The organism is Pseudoalteromonas sp. Angola-4 (genome assembly GCF_028599265.1).
In the GTDB taxonomy this organism is placed as follows: Bacteria; Pseudomonadota; Gammaproteobacteria; order Enterobacterales; family Alteromonadaceae; genus Pseudoalteromonas; species Pseudoalteromonas atlantica.
Genome location: NZ_JAQREK010000023.1, coordinates 33,901 through 50,353, shown reverse-complemented (window position 1 = coordinate 50,353; position 16,453 = coordinate 33,901). Strand labels below are relative to the sequence as shown.

At 37.1% G+C, this 16,453-nt stretch carries 18 protein-coding genes; 7 read left to right on the top strand and 11 right to left on the bottom strand.

Annotation, left to right across the window (positions count from 1 at the left end; all coding sequences use genetic code 11):
• From PSH48_RS18865 to PSH48_RS18855, 3 genes are all read right to left on the bottom strand, one after another.
• Positions 1-247 (bottom strand): hypothetical protein (locus PSH48_RS18865; RefSeq protein WP_273612110.1); only part of this gene is annotated, 247 nt, incomplete at its 3' end.
• 710 nt (positions 248-957) lie between these two features.
• On the bottom strand, positions 958-1,572 hold the full coding sequence (locus PSH48_RS18860; protein WP_024605373.1) for a response regulator: 615 nt from the start codon (positions 1,570-1,572) through the stop codon (positions 958-960).
• Entirely contained in the window at positions 1,550-2,695 is a 1,146-nt protein-coding gene (locus tag PSH48_RS18855; protein ID WP_062375924.1) for a sensor histidine kinase, read from the bottom strand. The genes PSH48_RS18860 and PSH48_RS18855 overlap by 23 nt, the downstream gene beginning before the upstream one ends.
• Before the next feature lie 150 nt (positions 2,696-2,845).
• Here PSH48_RS18855 and PSH48_RS18850 point away from each other — a divergent pair, with 150 nt between their 5' ends.
• Positions 2,846-4,000: an acyltransferase family protein gene (locus tag PSH48_RS18850; RefSeq protein WP_062375927.1), complete on the top strand. Its 1,155-nt coding sequence runs from the start codon at positions 2,846-2,848 to the stop codon at positions 3,998-4,000.
• 85 nt (positions 4,001-4,085) lie between these two features.
• The gene (locus PSH48_RS18845; RefSeq protein ID WP_062375929.1) at positions 4,086-4,391 is read left to right on the top strand and encodes a hypothetical protein; all 306 of its coding nucleotides are present in this window, start codon (positions 4,086-4,088) and stop codon (positions 4,389-4,391) included.
• A 628-nt stretch (positions 4,392-5,019) separates the two neighbouring features.
• Here the strand turns inward: PSH48_RS18845 and PSH48_RS18840 are convergent.
• From PSH48_RS18840 to PSH48_RS18820, 5 genes are all read right to left on the bottom strand, one after another.
• Positions 5,020-5,316, bottom strand: coding sequence for a hypothetical protein (locus tag PSH48_RS18840; RefSeq protein ID WP_024592041.1), 297 nt, complete (start codon positions 5,314-5,316; stop codon positions 5,020-5,022).
• Positions 5,317-5,391: 75 nt separating this feature from the next.
• Positions 5,392-5,679, bottom strand: coding sequence for a hypothetical protein (locus PSH48_RS18835; RefSeq protein ID WP_024592042.1), 288 nt, complete (start codon positions 5,677-5,679; stop codon positions 5,392-5,394).
• Between the two features lie 166 nt (positions 5,680-5,845).
• Positions 5,846-6,226 carry a hypothetical protein gene (locus PSH48_RS18830; protein WP_024592043.1) on the bottom strand — a complete coding sequence of 127 codons (381 nt, stop codon included), beginning with the start codon at positions 6,224-6,226 and terminating at the stop codon, positions 5,846-5,848.
• Positions 6,227-6,307: 81 nt separating this feature from the next.
• Positions 6,308-6,742: a hypothetical protein gene (locus tag PSH48_RS18825; protein ID WP_063529658.1), complete on the bottom strand. Its 435-nt coding sequence runs from the start codon at positions 6,740-6,742 to the stop codon at positions 6,308-6,310.
• A gap of 149 nt (positions 6,743-6,891) precedes the next feature.
• The gene (locus PSH48_RS18820) at positions 6,892-7,257 is read right to left on the bottom strand and encodes a glyoxalase superfamily protein (protein ID WP_024592045.1); all 366 of its coding nucleotides are present in this window, start codon (positions 7,255-7,257) and stop codon (positions 6,892-6,894) included.
• 940 nt (positions 7,258-8,197) lie between these two features.
• Here PSH48_RS18820 and PSH48_RS18815 point away from each other — a divergent pair.
• From PSH48_RS18815 to PSH48_RS18795, 5 genes are all read left to right on the top strand, one after another.
• Positions 8,198-8,665 (top strand): GNAT family N-acetyltransferase, encoded by a 468-nt coding sequence (locus PSH48_RS18815; RefSeq protein ID WP_273612109.1) that lies wholly within the window; start codon positions 8,198-8,200, stop codon positions 8,663-8,665.
• 79 nt (positions 8,666-8,744) lie between these two features.
• Entirely contained in the window at positions 8,745-9,569 is an 825-nt protein-coding gene (locus PSH48_RS18810) for an alpha/beta fold hydrolase (RefSeq protein ID WP_273612108.1), read from the top strand.
• A 70-nt stretch (positions 9,570-9,639) separates the two neighbouring features.
• Complete coding sequence (locus PSH48_RS18805; protein ID WP_273612107.1) at positions 9,640-10,617, top strand: S66 family peptidase; 978 nt, start codon at positions 9,640-9,642, stop codon at positions 10,615-10,617.
• Between the two features lie 386 nt (positions 10,618-11,003).
• Positions 11,004-11,429, top strand: coding sequence for a GNAT family N-acetyltransferase (locus PSH48_RS18800; RefSeq protein WP_273612106.1), 426 nt, complete (start codon positions 11,004-11,006; stop codon positions 11,427-11,429).
• A gap of 137 nt (positions 11,430-11,566) precedes the next feature.
• A complete protein-coding gene (locus tag PSH48_RS18795; protein ID WP_273612105.1) occupies positions 11,567-12,073 on the top strand; it encodes a hypothetical protein in 507 nt (168 codons plus the stop codon).
• A 205-nt stretch (positions 12,074-12,278) separates the two neighbouring features.
• On the opposite strand, the gene ttcA is transcribed toward PSH48_RS18795, so the two are convergent.
• The 3 genes from ttcA to PSH48_RS18780 form a co-directional block, all read right to left on the bottom strand.
• Positions 12,279-13,172, bottom strand: coding sequence for a tRNA 2-thiocytidine(32) synthetase TtcA (ttcA, locus tag PSH48_RS18790; RefSeq protein WP_273612104.1), 894 nt, complete (start codon positions 13,170-13,172; stop codon positions 12,279-12,281).
• A gap of 147 nt (positions 13,173-13,319) precedes the next feature.
• Positions 13,320-14,498, bottom strand: coding sequence for an HNH endonuclease (locus tag PSH48_RS18785; protein ID WP_273612103.1), 1,179 nt, complete (start codon positions 14,496-14,498; stop codon positions 13,320-13,322).
• Entirely contained in the window at positions 14,491-16,452 is a 1,962-nt protein-coding gene (locus PSH48_RS18780) for an AAA family ATPase (protein WP_273612102.1), read from the bottom strand. The genes PSH48_RS18785 and PSH48_RS18780 overlap by 8 nt, the downstream gene beginning before the upstream one ends.
• Position 16,453 lies beyond the last annotated feature (1 nt).

Here is a 16,453-nt window from a genome sequence, read left to right as displayed (position 1 = left end):
AAACCTGTGATGCAATATCTATAAAAGATGGTCTCGCTATAGCTGCCACTGCGTTATCAATAACAGCCTGCTGAGAAGAAAAAGCCTGCATTGCACTTTCTAAAGCTATTGGTTTTGCCATAGCTGCAAGAGCCTTATCGATGCCAGACTGCCGCGAAGGCAATGATTTTATAGTCCTGTTTACTGAAGGTGAATCTAATTTAATTTCTTTACATTCAGTAGCGTCTCTTGAAGTATCATCATCCATAAATTCATCTCATATATAGGAAGCTAAAGCTTACTTAGCGAGACATAGTAAGTTTGGAGTTCCACATGTAGAGTCATATTAGTAAGACTCTGGAAATTGTAGTAAAACATACAATAAAATAATTGTTGGCTCTGCACAATAGCGCTGGAAGCCTTTAGTGCGCACCTAGCTCTTTGTCAAAGTTCGGCTAAGTACCAGCTGCCGTTTGTAACGCCCTGATGTTACTGTCCCAGCGAGCCTCCGATCGACTCTTAAAGTGGTTATTAGGCTTTCGCGTCTTCAGGTGAAGAGTCCACATCGAAGTGGCTAAAGGTAAACCAAAAGGTTAACCCCACCGAGTCTGTGCATTAGCAATTGAGGATAACACGGTCAGACCGAGAGAAAATAACTATCAGTTACGCATTTACGGGAGAGGAATATAGTTTAAAACAAGCGGTATAAACAACCGACTGAAACAAATTTGGACAAAAACTCGTTAGAGACGAAGGGCAGCTCTGGTGCCATGAGCAGACTGAAGATCTTTAATGTCTGAAATCAAGATTTGGGTGATGCCAATCATACTCATTGCTAGGTCACAAAAAGTGTAACGCCAAGAAAAGCTCGCATGGATAGTCGCCTGTTTGTTTATTAGTTAGTTTTGTTTACTCTTATTTATGTTGATTGCACCACTTAAGCCTAATCAAAAATAGTAATTTGGTGTTGTTCGCGTGTTAAATTAGGTTTTGATTAATGGCTTTTATAACGGCCTGAGTGCGGTCTTTTACGTCTAATTTGGCAAGAATTTGTGACACATGATTACGAATAGTCCCCTCAGAGTTATCTAATTTTTTGGCAATCACTTTGTTTGGCATACCTAAAGACAAACACTGCAATACGGTTTGTTCTTTGTCCGTTAAGCAGAGCTGAGGGCTTAGTTGCTTTTTGAGTAAAAAATCAGTCACCGCACTTTGCAATACTCGCTCACCTGCAACGACCTGCTTGATAGCGCTAATGAGCTCTTCAAGTTCAATGTTTTTAAGCACATACCCACGAGCACCTAGATTAAGGGCTTTGACTAATACATCACAATCTTCAAATGTGGTGATGATCAGCACAGGGGTTTTATCACCCTTTTCACGCATTTTTTGCAGCACGCCGAGCCCATCTAAATTCGGCATTCTCATATCGAGTAAAGCAATGTCAAAACTATGCTCAGCTAATAGTGTAAGCGCTTGCAAGCCATCTTCAGCTTGGGCTTCGATATTAATGGCGCTATCGAGGTTAAGTAAATTAGCGAGGCCTAAACGAACTAATGTCTGATCTTCAACTAGTAGGCACTTTATCATGGCTTTTTTCTTCTAAATTTAGTGGTAGTGTCATGGTATTGATCAATGTTTCTTGCTCAAGGTGTTGTGAAAATTCACCGCCAAATTGTGCCATTCGCTCATTTAGTCCTGCTAATCCGTTCCCTTGTTTTGGTAAATGGGTCTCTGCTTGATTGTGATACGCTTTTGCAACTAACAGCGGCTGTTCGCCAACGAGGGTGACATTTACATGCAAAGTAAAATGGTTTGCTTGGGTATGTTTAAGGGTGTTGCTGATCATCTCTTGGGTAAACCGCAATACACAAAGGGCGTAGTCTTGAGGGAGCTGCTCTGTCTCCTTACTTAGTTGGAGATCACAGTGTAAATTAGGTGTTAGTTCGCAAATGGCCTCAAGAGCTTGCTTAAGTATCGTTTTGTCATTGCGTTGAGTGGAAACGATTTCGCGCACCTCAGCCAATACTTCTTGGCTAAGTTGGTGGCAAAGAGAGAGGGTTTCAACGGTGGCTTCATTTGCTGCTCTTTTAGCAAAATCTAAATTAATGCTGAGCGCGGTAAGCTTATGACCGAGTGAGTCATGGAGCTCGCGTGATATATTTTGTCGCTCTTGCACTGCATGCATAACCCCGATCATGTGTTGGGTGGCTTTTAACTCTTTGTAGTTTTGGCGGGATTGGTAATGTGTATTTAAACTTTCGACAATACGCCGGCTAACAAACCAATTCATCAAGCAAAAGAAAAACCAAATTGTAAACGTGATCCAAGGAATGCCATTTTCCCAGCGCGCATAATGCGTTAAACCATACACCAGCATGGCGGCCACAACACAAGCCAGTATCTTAGGAAGCGAAAAATGAGGACTAAAAACCGCGGTAAACATCACTAGGTGGATAAAAACTAAGGATGTTGAACTCAGTTGTATCATTGCCAAAATAAGCAGGAAATAGCCAAGTGCTACGCCGTGAACAAATTTGTTAGGCTGTTTTAACACATACAGCAAAATAGCTAAAATGGAACCACTTACTATGATTTGCAAATATAGCGCTAATTCTGAGTTGGCATAATAGGCACACGCCAATGTCACCCCAAGCCACGATGCCAATGTTGAGAAATGCCAATCGGTTGTATGTCGTATAGTTGATTCCATTACTGTGGCCATATTTTTTTAGCAATTATTGCAGAACTCGCGTTGTAAAAACAGTGACATCTGTCATAGCTCGGGCTATGAGCTTTGTGACTAGTGTCATGAAACCTCATTCATTTATGCTTTATTAATAAAAGTTAGTTGGGCACATTAATGAATAAAGACAGTCGATTACACTACATTGATAATTTACGCAGCCTCGCGCTATTGCTCGGCATCGTATTTCATGCCGCTTTAGCCTACAGTCCGTTCTTTAGCAATATTTGGTTTACGGCAGACCCAAGCACACATGGTCTATTTGATTATATTACGCATACGCTGCACTTATTTCGGATGCCATTATTTTTTATTATTGCAGGATTTTGCAGTGCACTTTTAATAGATAAATCGAGCAGCGCACGCTTTTTACATCATCGCAGTAAACATATTCTACTGCCTTTTATTGTTTTTTTACCGTTAAGCTTTGCCGTTTACTACCATGCCTTGAGTTTTGGAGCCGGTATAGCTAATCCATTACCGCCGATCTTTGCTGTGTTTAAAGTTATTAAAGAGCCTGTTGTTAGCACTATGCACTTATGGTTTTTGTGGAACTTATTCCAGTTTTGCTTAATTCACTGGTTGTTGAAAACAACTGACTTATTAGGCAATAAATTCGATGCGCTTAGCGTCCACCCTTTATTTATGTGGGTTGTACTTCCCATCGTGTTAACGTTTTCATTAATGGGGCAATCTATTCCATTTCCTGCTCCTGATAAACTCACGCCACAGTTATGGTCGTATGGTTTTTACGGCAGTTTTTATTGGTTAGGAGTGGGACTTTATAAAAAACAGCTGCTCATTTGGTCATATCATAAGTACTTATGGCTTCTTATTTTGGGTGTTGCAATATCACTGACTGGTTACTTTTCTTTATTACCAGCCGCACCAAGCTTAGATGAAGTGATTGCCGCCGCAACAACAGGTTATTTTGCCGCAGCGGGAGAGCTACATGTATTGCATGTTTTATCACAAGGACTGAGTGTTATTTTGTTAACCGCCATAACGTTTTTACTTGGGCATCGTTTTTTAAATCACCAAAGTAAGCTCAGCCGCAGCATTTCAAATGCGTCGTATTGGGTTTACTTGATACATGTGCCGGTATTGATTTATATTCAGATTCCATTGATTAATACTAATTGGCCAGTTTTAGTAAAGTTTATAGTTAGCGTGGTGGTTACATTACTTATAGGTCAAATAAGTTATTTATTATTTGTTAAAAATACGTGGTTGGGCGCACTACTTAACGGTAGGCGAACCAAGAAAAGGTAATACAGTCAGCTTAAATGTCGTCACTTGGTAATGACTTAAAAGTGACAAAACTGACACATTAATAGCTACATAAGGGAATATTATTATGCAAGCAATAACAATCAAATCGACTACCGCCACGATTCAACAAGGGGCGATTAAAGCCGATGGCAAATTTTGGCTAACCAACACTGATATTCATTTTGCACCGTTTAATGCACAATTTGGGTTAGGGTCTTATACGTTTTCACGGCGTGAAATTGTAAAAGTGAGTAAGTGCACTGGTAAAGTTGCGGGTATTTTGCCTTATACACATGATGCAATTGAACTCGTATTAAAAGATGGCAATAAATATCAATTCATTGTGTCAAACGCAGATGAATGGATTAAATTGCTTACTCATAGTGCATAGCGCAATTGCTGGTAATTCATCAAAATAGCTATTGTTTTAATGTACCTAATAATGCACGATAAAAATATGACGCTATTTTAATTTGGTACTCAGTGAAGTACATGGATTTAATAAATACGCTTTTGCTTAAGCTCGGACTGGATAAAAAAGCTCATCCACTCATCGTGTTAGGGAAAAACTATCAAACAACAATAACGCGGTAGTTAAGCCACTTGAGTTATATTGTTTTTCGCCTGATGCGTATTTCGACGATATAACCCCTGTTAACGCATTGGTGAGAGCGCTGAGTAGTGCAAATGCCGTTGTTTGGGTTCATAATCGCTCTGAGCCTTTGCTTGTGTTGCCACTATTACAAAAGCTCGTGCCCATTCGTTTTGAAAAAGCCAACAAGGATCAAATCTTGACTTCAGACATCAAAACTTTTGATTGACTGCTTCGCTCAAAGCCGACCTATAGAGTATTTGCGTTAACTCATAAAGGGGCAAAAATGTGCCAGCTCAGAGCCGAATGACAGCTCTGTGCCATAAGTGGACAGTGCTAACGCTTTGCTAATTGGCTGCCGCAGCGCAGCGTAGGCAGTCCAGTGGAGGCCATGCTGTTTGTGGCCGGAACGAAATTAAGCAACTTGTTATGTTGAAACATGCTTGATAAGCCCCTTAGCTACGAAATAAAAAACAAAGCAGACAAATAACAGCCCAAGGAAACGAATTGCTTTTGGTGCGTCTTTCTTAATTTTCACCTGAACGGCGATGCCAAACTCATCACCGATGAGCCACAAAAATATCTTGTGTAAACTCCATAAAACCATAAATACGTAAACACTGAGGAGCCCATAAAATTCAACATCGGCTACCATCAACGTGATCGTAATGATTAATGCAGCTACTAATACCCCAAAACTGATTGTCTTAATACGAGCGATCAATATGCTGCTCCAACATAACGCCCCAATATGCCGACGAAAAGAGCGCAGCGAGTTGAGGTCGGAATAATTGGTTTGTTAGCTTTGTATATCAATTTCAACAACTTGAGCCTCTTTAAATATACTTTTAGCTTTTTCAAACACAGTATCTTTATTAGCTGGATGCACCGTAATATCGATTGCGTTATCCGATAATGTAAAAAGTGTAAGACAACCCGCTTTTTGGATTTTTGCTATATCCGACTTTTTTACCAATCGTCCTTTGGTGTTATAAAAACGAGAGTAAGAATTTGTTCTTACCTGCACGTTTGCACCTAGGTCGTTAAACGTTCTTTCTGCTTTGTCCAAAAAGTTGATGGGAATCATTGATTCCAACTTTATAACCAAAACAAAGAATAATACTGAGGCGATAACTAATATTAAAATGTCAATAAAGCCTCCGCAAAGCTAACGCCCGCCACACGGGCGAGCAACTTGTTGCGAGTCCAGCGCCGCAGGCGCGATGTGCTGGCGCTTGTTATGTGCGTACATGCTACAGAACATGAACATCGTTGATTGTTGCAGCATAATTGTTGTTCCCAATTGGTACAAACTCAAATTCAACAGTTAGGTCGGTTATCTCGCCATTGGCGGGTAAATAAAAGCCGAAGATCAATGAGCCTGAATCGGTTTCTAAAAACTCAGGGTAACAATTCGCTATATTTTCGTTTTGAAAACTCACAGGGGCATCGCTACCAAAGTAATCATGCACAGCGTCTTTGAGTTCAGATTCTGCCCATACAACACCATAGTTATTGTTTATATCAATGAGCTTTTCTGCGTCTTCAAATTGATTTGTGGCTAATAAGCTCAGCCAATGCTGACAATAACTTTTAAGTTGATTCTCTTTATCTTCACTGGTGATTGAGAGCATGAGATACCTTAGAGCACATAACGCCTGCAGTTGCGGCGGGTGCGGAGCGCAGCGTAGCACACGTCCGACAACCTGCACTTGTTAAGCATTTTGCGACTTACCAGCAATTACTCCGAATTCACCGAGTATTCTTTGCTCTAGAATTCTAGTTACTGCTTCAAATGATGAGTTCGTATCGATAGCTTCTCTTTGATCGACTAGTTCATATTCAAATGGCAACTCTATCGCCATTTTTGAGGCATAAAACTGACCTAGCTGAAGGCGCCAAGGATAAGATGTGTACTCTGGAGTATAAACATGAAACAAAATCACCTTTTCATAAGCTTGATACTGGCTTAAGAGCCAATATTTTCCAACATTTGTATCAGGGTGAGTTTGTTTTACCTCCACTTCCAAGGCTATAACAACATTCCCATCAGTTAGCAGCCCATCAGCACGAAATCCATTTGAAGGAAAGCCAGGGATTGCTTGAAAACCATTAGTGAACGACAACTTTTCGCTAGCAAACTGTTTCATCCAGTCTGCCAACCTCGATTCATATTTTAGCCACGGTGACTTCACTGGACATGGTTCCTCGTATGCTTAACGCCCAAATTTAGCGCGGAAAGCCGCGCAGCGGGTTGACGTCGCAGCCAGCGCTTTTTGCTGGCGATAAAATTTGATTGTTATGTGTCTGCTGATTCATTAAACAATATCCTGTTTGAAAACGGATCTGTTACGGTAAAACACCTTGCACCCCAAGGGGCATCTTCAATGCTTGGTTTGTTGTATTTGTAAGGCTTTGCAGTAACTTGTGCGAAAAGTTGATCAAGATTGCTTACATTAACGAAGACCTTGCTGCCCGGTGTGCAGTCACCAGAGTGTTCACTCAGATGTAAAACAAAATCGCCAAGCGAAACTTGCATGTAAATTGGGTAACCATCCTCAAAACGATGCTCCCAATCTAGTTCCATACCGAGAAAGCCAAGGTAAAACTCTTTTGCTTTATCTTCATCGAAAATCCGCATTATTGGGATCGTCTGAAACTCCATGCCATCTACTCCATTACACATAACAATTTAATAGTGCGCTCATCGCGCATATTTCTGCCGACGCTACGCTCATTTTTCTACATTATATAGTTTTAACAAATAACCTAAGGTATTACTATCACTAAGTTTTCTAAAACTTTAAAGAAAAGTTAAATAGAACAATATGCGCTCGGCGCTCATTTTCATGAATATATGCGCAAAGAGCAGTTTAACCAATCTATTAACGACGATATTTAGCCAGTATCAATGACCGATTATCGCTCAAAGCCGACCTATAGAGTAATTACGTTAACACGTCTTGGGGCAAAACCAATTTGCAAAATATGCAATTTGCTAACTCGAAAAGGGGCAAAACCAATTTGCAAAATATGCAATTTGCTAACTCGAAAAGGGGCAGAAATGAGTTTGGCAACATCGCCTCTGTTAGATTCCAATCAGCACAGAAAGTACTACCTCTATAAGAACTATGCTTTAGTTCAGTTCACCCTTACAACCGCAGATATTAACCATTAAAGGAGATGTTACACTTTTAAGTATGCATAACATTAAAGTATGAAACTCGACAATAAATACTAAAACCATGACAATAAAGTTCGAAACTTTTCGATGCTATTTGTCGCAGTCTGCCTTTTGTTCTAACAAGCTTTTGCCCCAAAACGAGTTAACGTAAATGCTCTAAGGGCAGCTTTGAGCGATAACCGGACATTGAAAAAATAAATTCCCGCTTTTTTGAGTAGGAGTCTAGTTTTTTCCAATAACATTATTAATCACCGCTTTGAGGCAAATAACAAGCTTAATTCCTAGCTATTTTAATTACTTGTTTACAAAGGTAATTATTGGTGAAATTATCAGGGTATTTAATATACGTTGTTCTGGTGTGTTATAAACTACCAAAATGGTGTTAGCAATGCGGGTCTGAGATTTAAATTCAAAAAATAATATGAAAAATTTAATCGTAATTAGAGAAGCAGAACAGAGTGATCATACATTTATTTTTGAGTTGTCACCTAACTTAGCAGAAGTTGCAAAGTTAGAATGGCACACAGATGATGTCGTCAGAAAAATGCAAGACGATTATATTTCTGAAATGCTTGCTGAAGCATTGCAACCTCAAGCCACTTTTATAGCTGAAATCGATAATGTTAAATTGGGGTTTATTCATGTTCGCACACATAAAGATGAAATTTCCTGTGAAATTTGCGGCACTATACCGTTACTTGCCGTCTCACCAAAATCACAAGGTTTAGGTGTAGGAAAAGCTTTAATTCAATACGCAGAAAATTGGGTTAAGGAACTAGGTTGCAGATTATTGCATTTAGAAGTTTTTGCAAATAATAAAAAAGCAAAAGGCTTCTATGAAAATTTAGGGTTTAAATCTGAAACAATACACATGATAAAACCAATTTAGATAATTCGTATACAATAAGTTGATCAAACGGACTTGTTCCCACCCGCTTTAGTGGGCGTTATAAGCTAAGGATATACCATTGAAGTCTTCTATTTTTTTATTTTTTATAAGTATTCTTTTAACTCATTTCACTGCCCTTGCCGAGTCTAAGGTTAGTTTTGCTACGATCAAAAATATGCAGCTTGAATATATTGATATAGGTGCTGGAGATATTAATATCATTATTGAGTCGGGCGTAGGAATGGGGATTAATTATTGGAAGCCACTATTGGCTAAATTAAAAATGCCCAAACATCGAGTTATTATTTATTCTCGTGCTGGCAATGGTCGCTCAACGCCTACTATGGATGTTTCTATTTCGGAATCTAATAAGCGCCTACATGCTCTGCTAAAGCTATTAAATATTGATAGAAATATTATTTTAGTTGGGCACTCATATGGAGGTATTCATGTTCGTGAATATGCTATTTCTTATCCGAAACAAGTGATAGGCTTAGTGTTACTTGATCCAAGTCACGAGCAGTTTTCGAAAAAGCTAATTCAGTTAAATAAAGCCTGGGCGGTGAGAGATAATAAAAGGCTAAATTCGCTTTTGGCTCTAAGCCAAGAGTGGCAAATTTTGCAAAAAATATATCAAAATGAGCAATTAAAGGATAAAGGCTCTATTGCTAAAATACCAACTGTTATTGTCACCTCCAGTAAATTAGGAGAAAGCGATTGGTGGATTGGTCACAGTGAACAAGGGAAGAAAATATGGAGAGAGCTCCACTCTTCGTTAATACGGCATAACCCTAATTCGATCCATATAGTTTCGAATTCAACGGGCCACAATATACCTATTGATTCGCCTAACTTAGTTAATATAGCGATTGAACAAACAGTTGATTTAGTTAATAGCTTATAAGTGGGCATTTATGCGAAGTTCGGTCTATTTTGATTTACATGCTGTTTAAAGTATTCGGAAGGAGAATAAATTGATAATCCCAAATAAACTAAAGGTGAATGATGAAGTTAGGATAATTGCGCCCTCTAGGAGTTTGTCAATTATTGATAAACAGACACAAGAAATAGCAAACACTAGGTTTAAAGAGCTTGGTCTAAAATTGTCATTTTCAAAAAATTGTAATTCTATAGATGATTTTTCGTCTTCATCTATAGAAGAAAGAATTGAAGATTTACATGAAGCATTTTTAGATAAAAAAGTCAAAGCCATCTTTACTGTCATTGGGGGCGATAATGTCAATCAATTACTAAAGTATATTGACTATAATATTGTAAAAAAAAATCCAAAAATTATATGTGGATACTCTGACACTACAGCTCTATCAAATGCATTATTCCACAAAGCAGGGCTAGTTACTTACTCTGGACCAGCATATTCAACTTTGGGTATGCTTAAGGGGATTGATTTCACGATAAATTATATTAAAAAGTGTTTATTCTCAAATGCTCCTTATGAAATTATAAACTCCGATAAATGGAGTGATGATGCATGGTATATAGATCAGGAAAAAAGAAACTTTTATGAAGACAGCGGCATAGAAGTCTTAAATCATGGTAAGGCTGAAGGAAAAATAGTTGGAGGGAACCTTTGTACTTTAAATTTGCTTCAAGGAACTGAGTTTATGCCAGACCTAACAAATTCTGTATTGTTTATTGAAGATGACGAGTTAACATCTCCCTCAAATTTTGACAGAGATCTGCAATCGTTAATTCATCAAAAAAATTTCGATAGAGTTAAAGGAATTGTCATTGGGAAATTCCAATTAAAGTCAGAAGTATCAGAGACTTTGCTCAAAAAAATTATACATTCAAAACAAGAGTTAGCATCAATTCCTGTGCTTTACAATTTAAACTTTGGACATACAACACCCCATATTTGCTTTCCTATTGGTGGATTTGTAAAAATAGATACGAAAAGTCGTAAGCAAATAATAATAGAAAAACATTAGATATAGAAATTTTAGGGATTAGCTAAATCTTTTAAAAAGTTAGTTCGTTGCAGATTTAATATTAAGGATAATAGGATCGGGTCTGTCACTTTTGTATGAGTGACTCCTTATGGCACTTTTGCGAAGTTCAGCTGTGAGCGATAAGCGGTCATTGAGGTGAGTTGTCAATAACTTAGTAAGAATAAGAGGACACTTTCCTCTTTTTTACATGTTTATATAGGCTATAGAAAGTATAATATTTATAGCTGGCAATAGTTTACGCTATTTGCTATTAATATAAATTCATAAAATAAGGACGTTTTCGCGCTAAAATAGGGAAAGTGTCCTCTGATAAAGTTGATAAAGTTGATAAAGTTGATAAAGTTGTTAAAGTTTTCGAGGTTTAAATGGATTTCACTCTTATAAAAGTCAAAGAAGACGATATTCCCTTTTTATTGGATCTTAGAATAAATACCATGAGCGAACATTTCGAAAAAGCAAATGTAAGCCTATCTACAAACGATCATTTAGAATTGGTAAAAGAGAACTTTGAATTTATGTATTTTGTACTTTGCGACGATAAAAAAATAGGGATGCTAAAGTACGAAGAAACGGGTTGTGTATGCAAAATTCATCAACTTCAGATCATTCCTAGACACCAAGGCAAAGGATATGGACGAGCTATCTTATCTTGGTTTATCAACCACTCAACGTGTAAAGCAATAGAGCTCAATGTATTAAAACAAAATCGGGCTTTAGAATTATACCTCTCTCTGGGCTTCGTAAGGGTTGGGGAGGACAAATATGAGTATCATTTACGCCACAAACTCTAACAAGCCAATAAACGCACTCACTACGTCCGATGGGACGCATACACGCGGGGCGGCTTCGCCATTATGCCCCACATGTCTGCGCCCGTTATTGGAAAGTTATGAACTAATATCCAATCACGAGAACATAGGAGGTAAAAATGGATTTTGATAAACTCGCTTACCCAGAAAAATTGACTATTGCAGGTACGGAATACAACGGGCAACGCAATATGTCCAAAGGTGAAGTGTTAGTGCCCTACACCACTGAACCGGATGTAGGTATTGGTGATGTTATTACTCAAAAATCAGGTAAGCGCGAGATACACCTTAAAGTTATAGATGCTTCTTTTCTAGAAGGTGGCACTCTTGGAGTCGGGACTGCACATCCTCATATACTAACTCTTAAGGTTGAAAATACGACTTCACAGCCCCATGTCACAAAACACGGTGATTCCACTTTCAATATTGGCTCAATAAGTGGCGAAAATATTCAGGTTGGCAACAGTAATACATTAACTACGAATGTAACCATTCAAGAGTTGGCGGAAAAAATCGCTAAAAGTGATGACCCTGAGGCAAAATCAAAACTAAAGGAATTTTTGCAAAATAGCACTGTTGGCAGTCTTATTGGAGCTGGCGCTTCGGCTTTAATAGGCATGCTGTAAGTGCATAACAAAGCCATTAAATTCGCTCCCTTCGGTCGGCCGACGTTCGCAAGCTCGCGCGGTTTATGGCGGCGTTACCACTGTCTGCAATTGGCACTTATGCGACTGTCAGATTTGATTAAGCCCTAACAATCAAACCTGACAAATAAAGTTAAGATTTATTCACCTAATTAGTCGCCAATTCAAACTTAGTTGACCATTACAACTATATATTAGTAACGTCTATATATAATGATTCATCTATATTCGAAGATGATACTGTTGCTTCACTGAATTCGTAAGCATTACGCTCACCATCTCTTGCTAATGGCAAATTAATAAAATCGAATAAATCTCTGTCAGCTAACTGGCTTGGGCTAATGTTTTGAATAGATTTAAATATACTTTCAACACGGCCTGGTGACTCTTTATCCCAATCGATTAACATCCCTTTAATCGACTGCCGTTGCAGGTTTTCTTGTGAGCCGCATAAATTACAAGGAATTATAGGGTAGGCTTTGTGTTCAGCGTAGGTAATGAGATCTTTCTCTCGACAGTAAGATAAAGGACGAATAACGACATTGCGGCCGTCATCTGAACGTAGTTTTGGAGGCATCGCTTTCAATCGAGAACCATGAAACATATTTAAGAACATAGTTTCTACAATATCATCCATGTGATGACCAAGTGCTAGCTTAGTCGCACCAATTTTTTCTGCAAATGAGTATAAAGTACCACGACGAAGACGAGAGCACAGACCACAGGTAGTTTTACCTTCCGGAACTTTTTCTCGAACAACTGAATATGTATCTTTGTCGACTATATAATAAGGAATGTCTAATGTCTCAAAGTACTCTGGCAAAATATGTTCAGGAAACCCAGGTTGTTTCTGATCTAAGTTAACCGCAATGACATCGAACTTTATTGGGGCTGACTTCTGAAGCTGCAATAGAATGTCAAGCATTGCAAATGAGTCTTTCCCTCCACTTATGCAAGCCATCACAACATCACCATCTTCAACCATATTATACTCAGTTATAGCATTACCAACATTTCTTCTGAGTCTTTTTTGAAGTTTATTAAGTTCAAGCGTATCTTTTCTGGTATCTTGTAAGTTCATTGGTTTTGCCCGCACGGCCAGTGTGACTGGCAGTTATACATAAGTAGAAGTTTGGCGCGGATTATACGGCATTTAGTGCGTAGATGAAATATTCTATAGATACAAAATAGAGTGAATTTGGGCTTGTTAATAGATGTGGTTCTTGAACTAGTTCCTATAGTTTTTATTAGTTAAATGACTAAATGTATCTAACCTAAACTTGTATAAGCTAGTATTATGTGTATTTCTTTTGCCTCCGATATCAAACATAGTAACAATATTTTCTTTAGTATTTATGAACTGCTCGAAATTGGGGCCATATATACCTTTAAGTAGTTCAAATTTATCATTCATTGATATATATTCTCGCTTTATAGAACCTTTCTGATACTCCGCCTCAAGCTCAAATAATATAATGTTATTATTGAACTTAGCGCAACCACTTAAATTAATCAAAGGCGGCTTATCTAATAAAGGTGCAAAACTAAATACCCTATAGCCCCTAGTTCCGGCAATAAGTGGATGCATGTTTTTCAAATAAGTGTCTATAGACTTTTTAAACTTCTGATTACAAAAGTTACACGCAGGAATTAAATTGTATAGTGTGGTTGCTAAAAAAGGATATTTACTTTTAGGGTAAAAATGGTCTAAATCGGCTCTAGCTATAACATTTCTACCTAAAGTGGTTTCAATATCTCTTTTATTACAGTAAGGGCAAATCTCCAAAGAGCTTGATTCAATTATTTCTTGCCCTAATTCAGCTCTCAGAGCTTCATAATTAAATATTTTTTCTAGTTTATGAAACCACAACGGGTATTTGTTTCGAACAACTTTTGGTGTAGCTGAAATGCCTAAGTGTATATTTCTTATTCTACAACATACATGGTAAATTTTTGTTGGGGTTGTTGCATTTATAAGTTCTACATAAAAGTAATTAGATAATATAGATGATTTTTCGTTGCGAATTTTTCCCAATTCAATGATAAATTTAGCTTTTAATGCAAAAACAGAGTTTCTATCTGTAATAGTTTTTGATTTAATCAAAGAGACGTCAAAATTTAAATCATAACTTCTAAAGTTAAAGTATGGATTAAATCTATCTGCAAGAAGAGGATAATTTTCATAAACCTCATTTATTTTTCGGCTTAAATTTTTTGGAGAACAAAATATTAAGCTTAAAAGAAATGATTCGCTGAATAAAGCACTGTAAAAATTTGAACTAATCTGACACTGATCCATCATCTCTGCATATACGGCTTTTTGATGTAATAAAGCATTTTTTAAAAAATTAGAGTTTTTTAATTTATTGCTAAAGCCTTCAGGAAAAGAGTATTTAAACTTAATCATCTAACAAAGATTCCTGAAGTGATTTATTACATATTTTATAAGCTAGATTCAATTGTTCTCTTGTTAACGGTATGCCTGTGAGCTTTGCATCTATAAGCGCTTGAAGCTTTGATCTTGAGTGCTCCCCATACGTAGAATCAAGGTGCATACCTTCCAGGTAAAAGTCTGATAACTTAGTTCCAAACCCTAATGAATTACTAATAACTGTTTTTCCAGCTACAACTTTTAAAGCTAAGATATCTTCAGGTAAAAAGTCGCCAATTATAAGTGGAGAATGCGTAGTTATAATAAATTGTGTCTTTGACTCGTAACCGATACTTTTTATTAATTCTATTAGTTCAAAAATAAATTTCCGTTGCCATTCTGGGTGTAAATATAGATCAGCTTCATCAATTAAAAATAACTTAAATTCAGGTGGCTCATCTGCTATCAAACAACTAAAAATAGATGAAAATAAACTTGTCTTAGCAAACTCTCCACTGCTCAAGCCTTGCCAACCATGATCAATATTTTTTTGGAGGTAATCTGGGAGTTTATCAATTTGTTCTGAAACATAAAGAATATCAAGAGGCTCTTTTACTTTCACTCGTTCTAATCCTGAATAATTTGGAAAGTGAATGAGACTACCTGTAGGAAAATATTCATAAAGACTAAATTTTAAATCTCGGAAAGGTTCATCAATATCAGATCTATAAGCCACAATATCATTAGGATCATTCTCAAATACAACCGATAAATCTACGCAACTGATGTTTCTAACAACCTCAAGTAAAATATCTAAGTCCTTTTCTACAGCCTCTTCAAACGTTTTGCATAAATTGACGATAGAGTGATAGTTTTTTTTATCTATTGAAGTATTAATAGTTATGGCTTTTTCTATTGTTTCTGTAATACACCTCCGTATATTCAGGGGTGAACTAACATTGTTAATTGTAAGCGAATGAGTTTCGAAAAAAAGCTTGTTAACTAAAGCCATACAGAGATCAGCAGATAAACTTTGCTCAATATCAATCTTTTGAATATTGTACCTGAAGATATTCAAAATTCCCTTAGCTAATATTGCCGCAGAAGTTGTGCCATCTAGTTTAGAGTCCGGAGGAACTAAGACAGCCAATGCATCCCCATCATAAACATACGATGAAAAACTATTTAAGAAAAGATCGCTTAATTCATCAGTCAAACCTTGCAGGGGACCAGGAATATCGCTAGGCTCTCTAATAGAGCCTAGAGAAGAGAAAAGCTCATCTAGTTCTGAAACAGATAGATTATATTTTTCAGGGTATCTAAGAAAAAGCTCTCTATTATCATGAAAAAAACCTTTTTTCGTAATATCGAAAAGAAAGGATTGCTTCAACCAATTCTTCAGAGCTGGAGTCCATCCTCTGAACTTAAAAGTATAATAAACCTGACTTTCATTAGCTTTGTTTTTACGACCTAAATATGTGAACAAATTACGTAATTGCTTGGTTCTATTTACTTTACTACTACTTAGCCTTTCAGATGTTAGGTCGACAACATTTTTCATTTTAGGCTTTTTATTTGAGCTAAATTTCGACAGATTATTAACTTTAACAATTGTGTGCATACCTCTCGGCAAAAAATTTCGTACTGAATATTCCTTAAGTTGCTCACAAAACCTCACATCTAACTTACCGATATTTAACTCGACTTTAGAAAATAAATTTAAAGTCGAGTCAAAAAATAAATAAAAACCAGAGCTTTCGCTATAGCTATGAATACTTTCGATAAAATCTAATATAGAGGTTTTTCCGGAGCCATTTTTACCTATGACAGCTTGTAAATTTAGCCCTTTATAATAGTCTGGTACGTAAAACTCATTTTTACTTATCTTTAATACATTATCGTTAAAATCGAAAATAAATTCTGACATCAGCGGTATAAAAAGGTTTTTAAGCTGATGATGTTCACTAATATAAACGCAGGCTAATTTCATA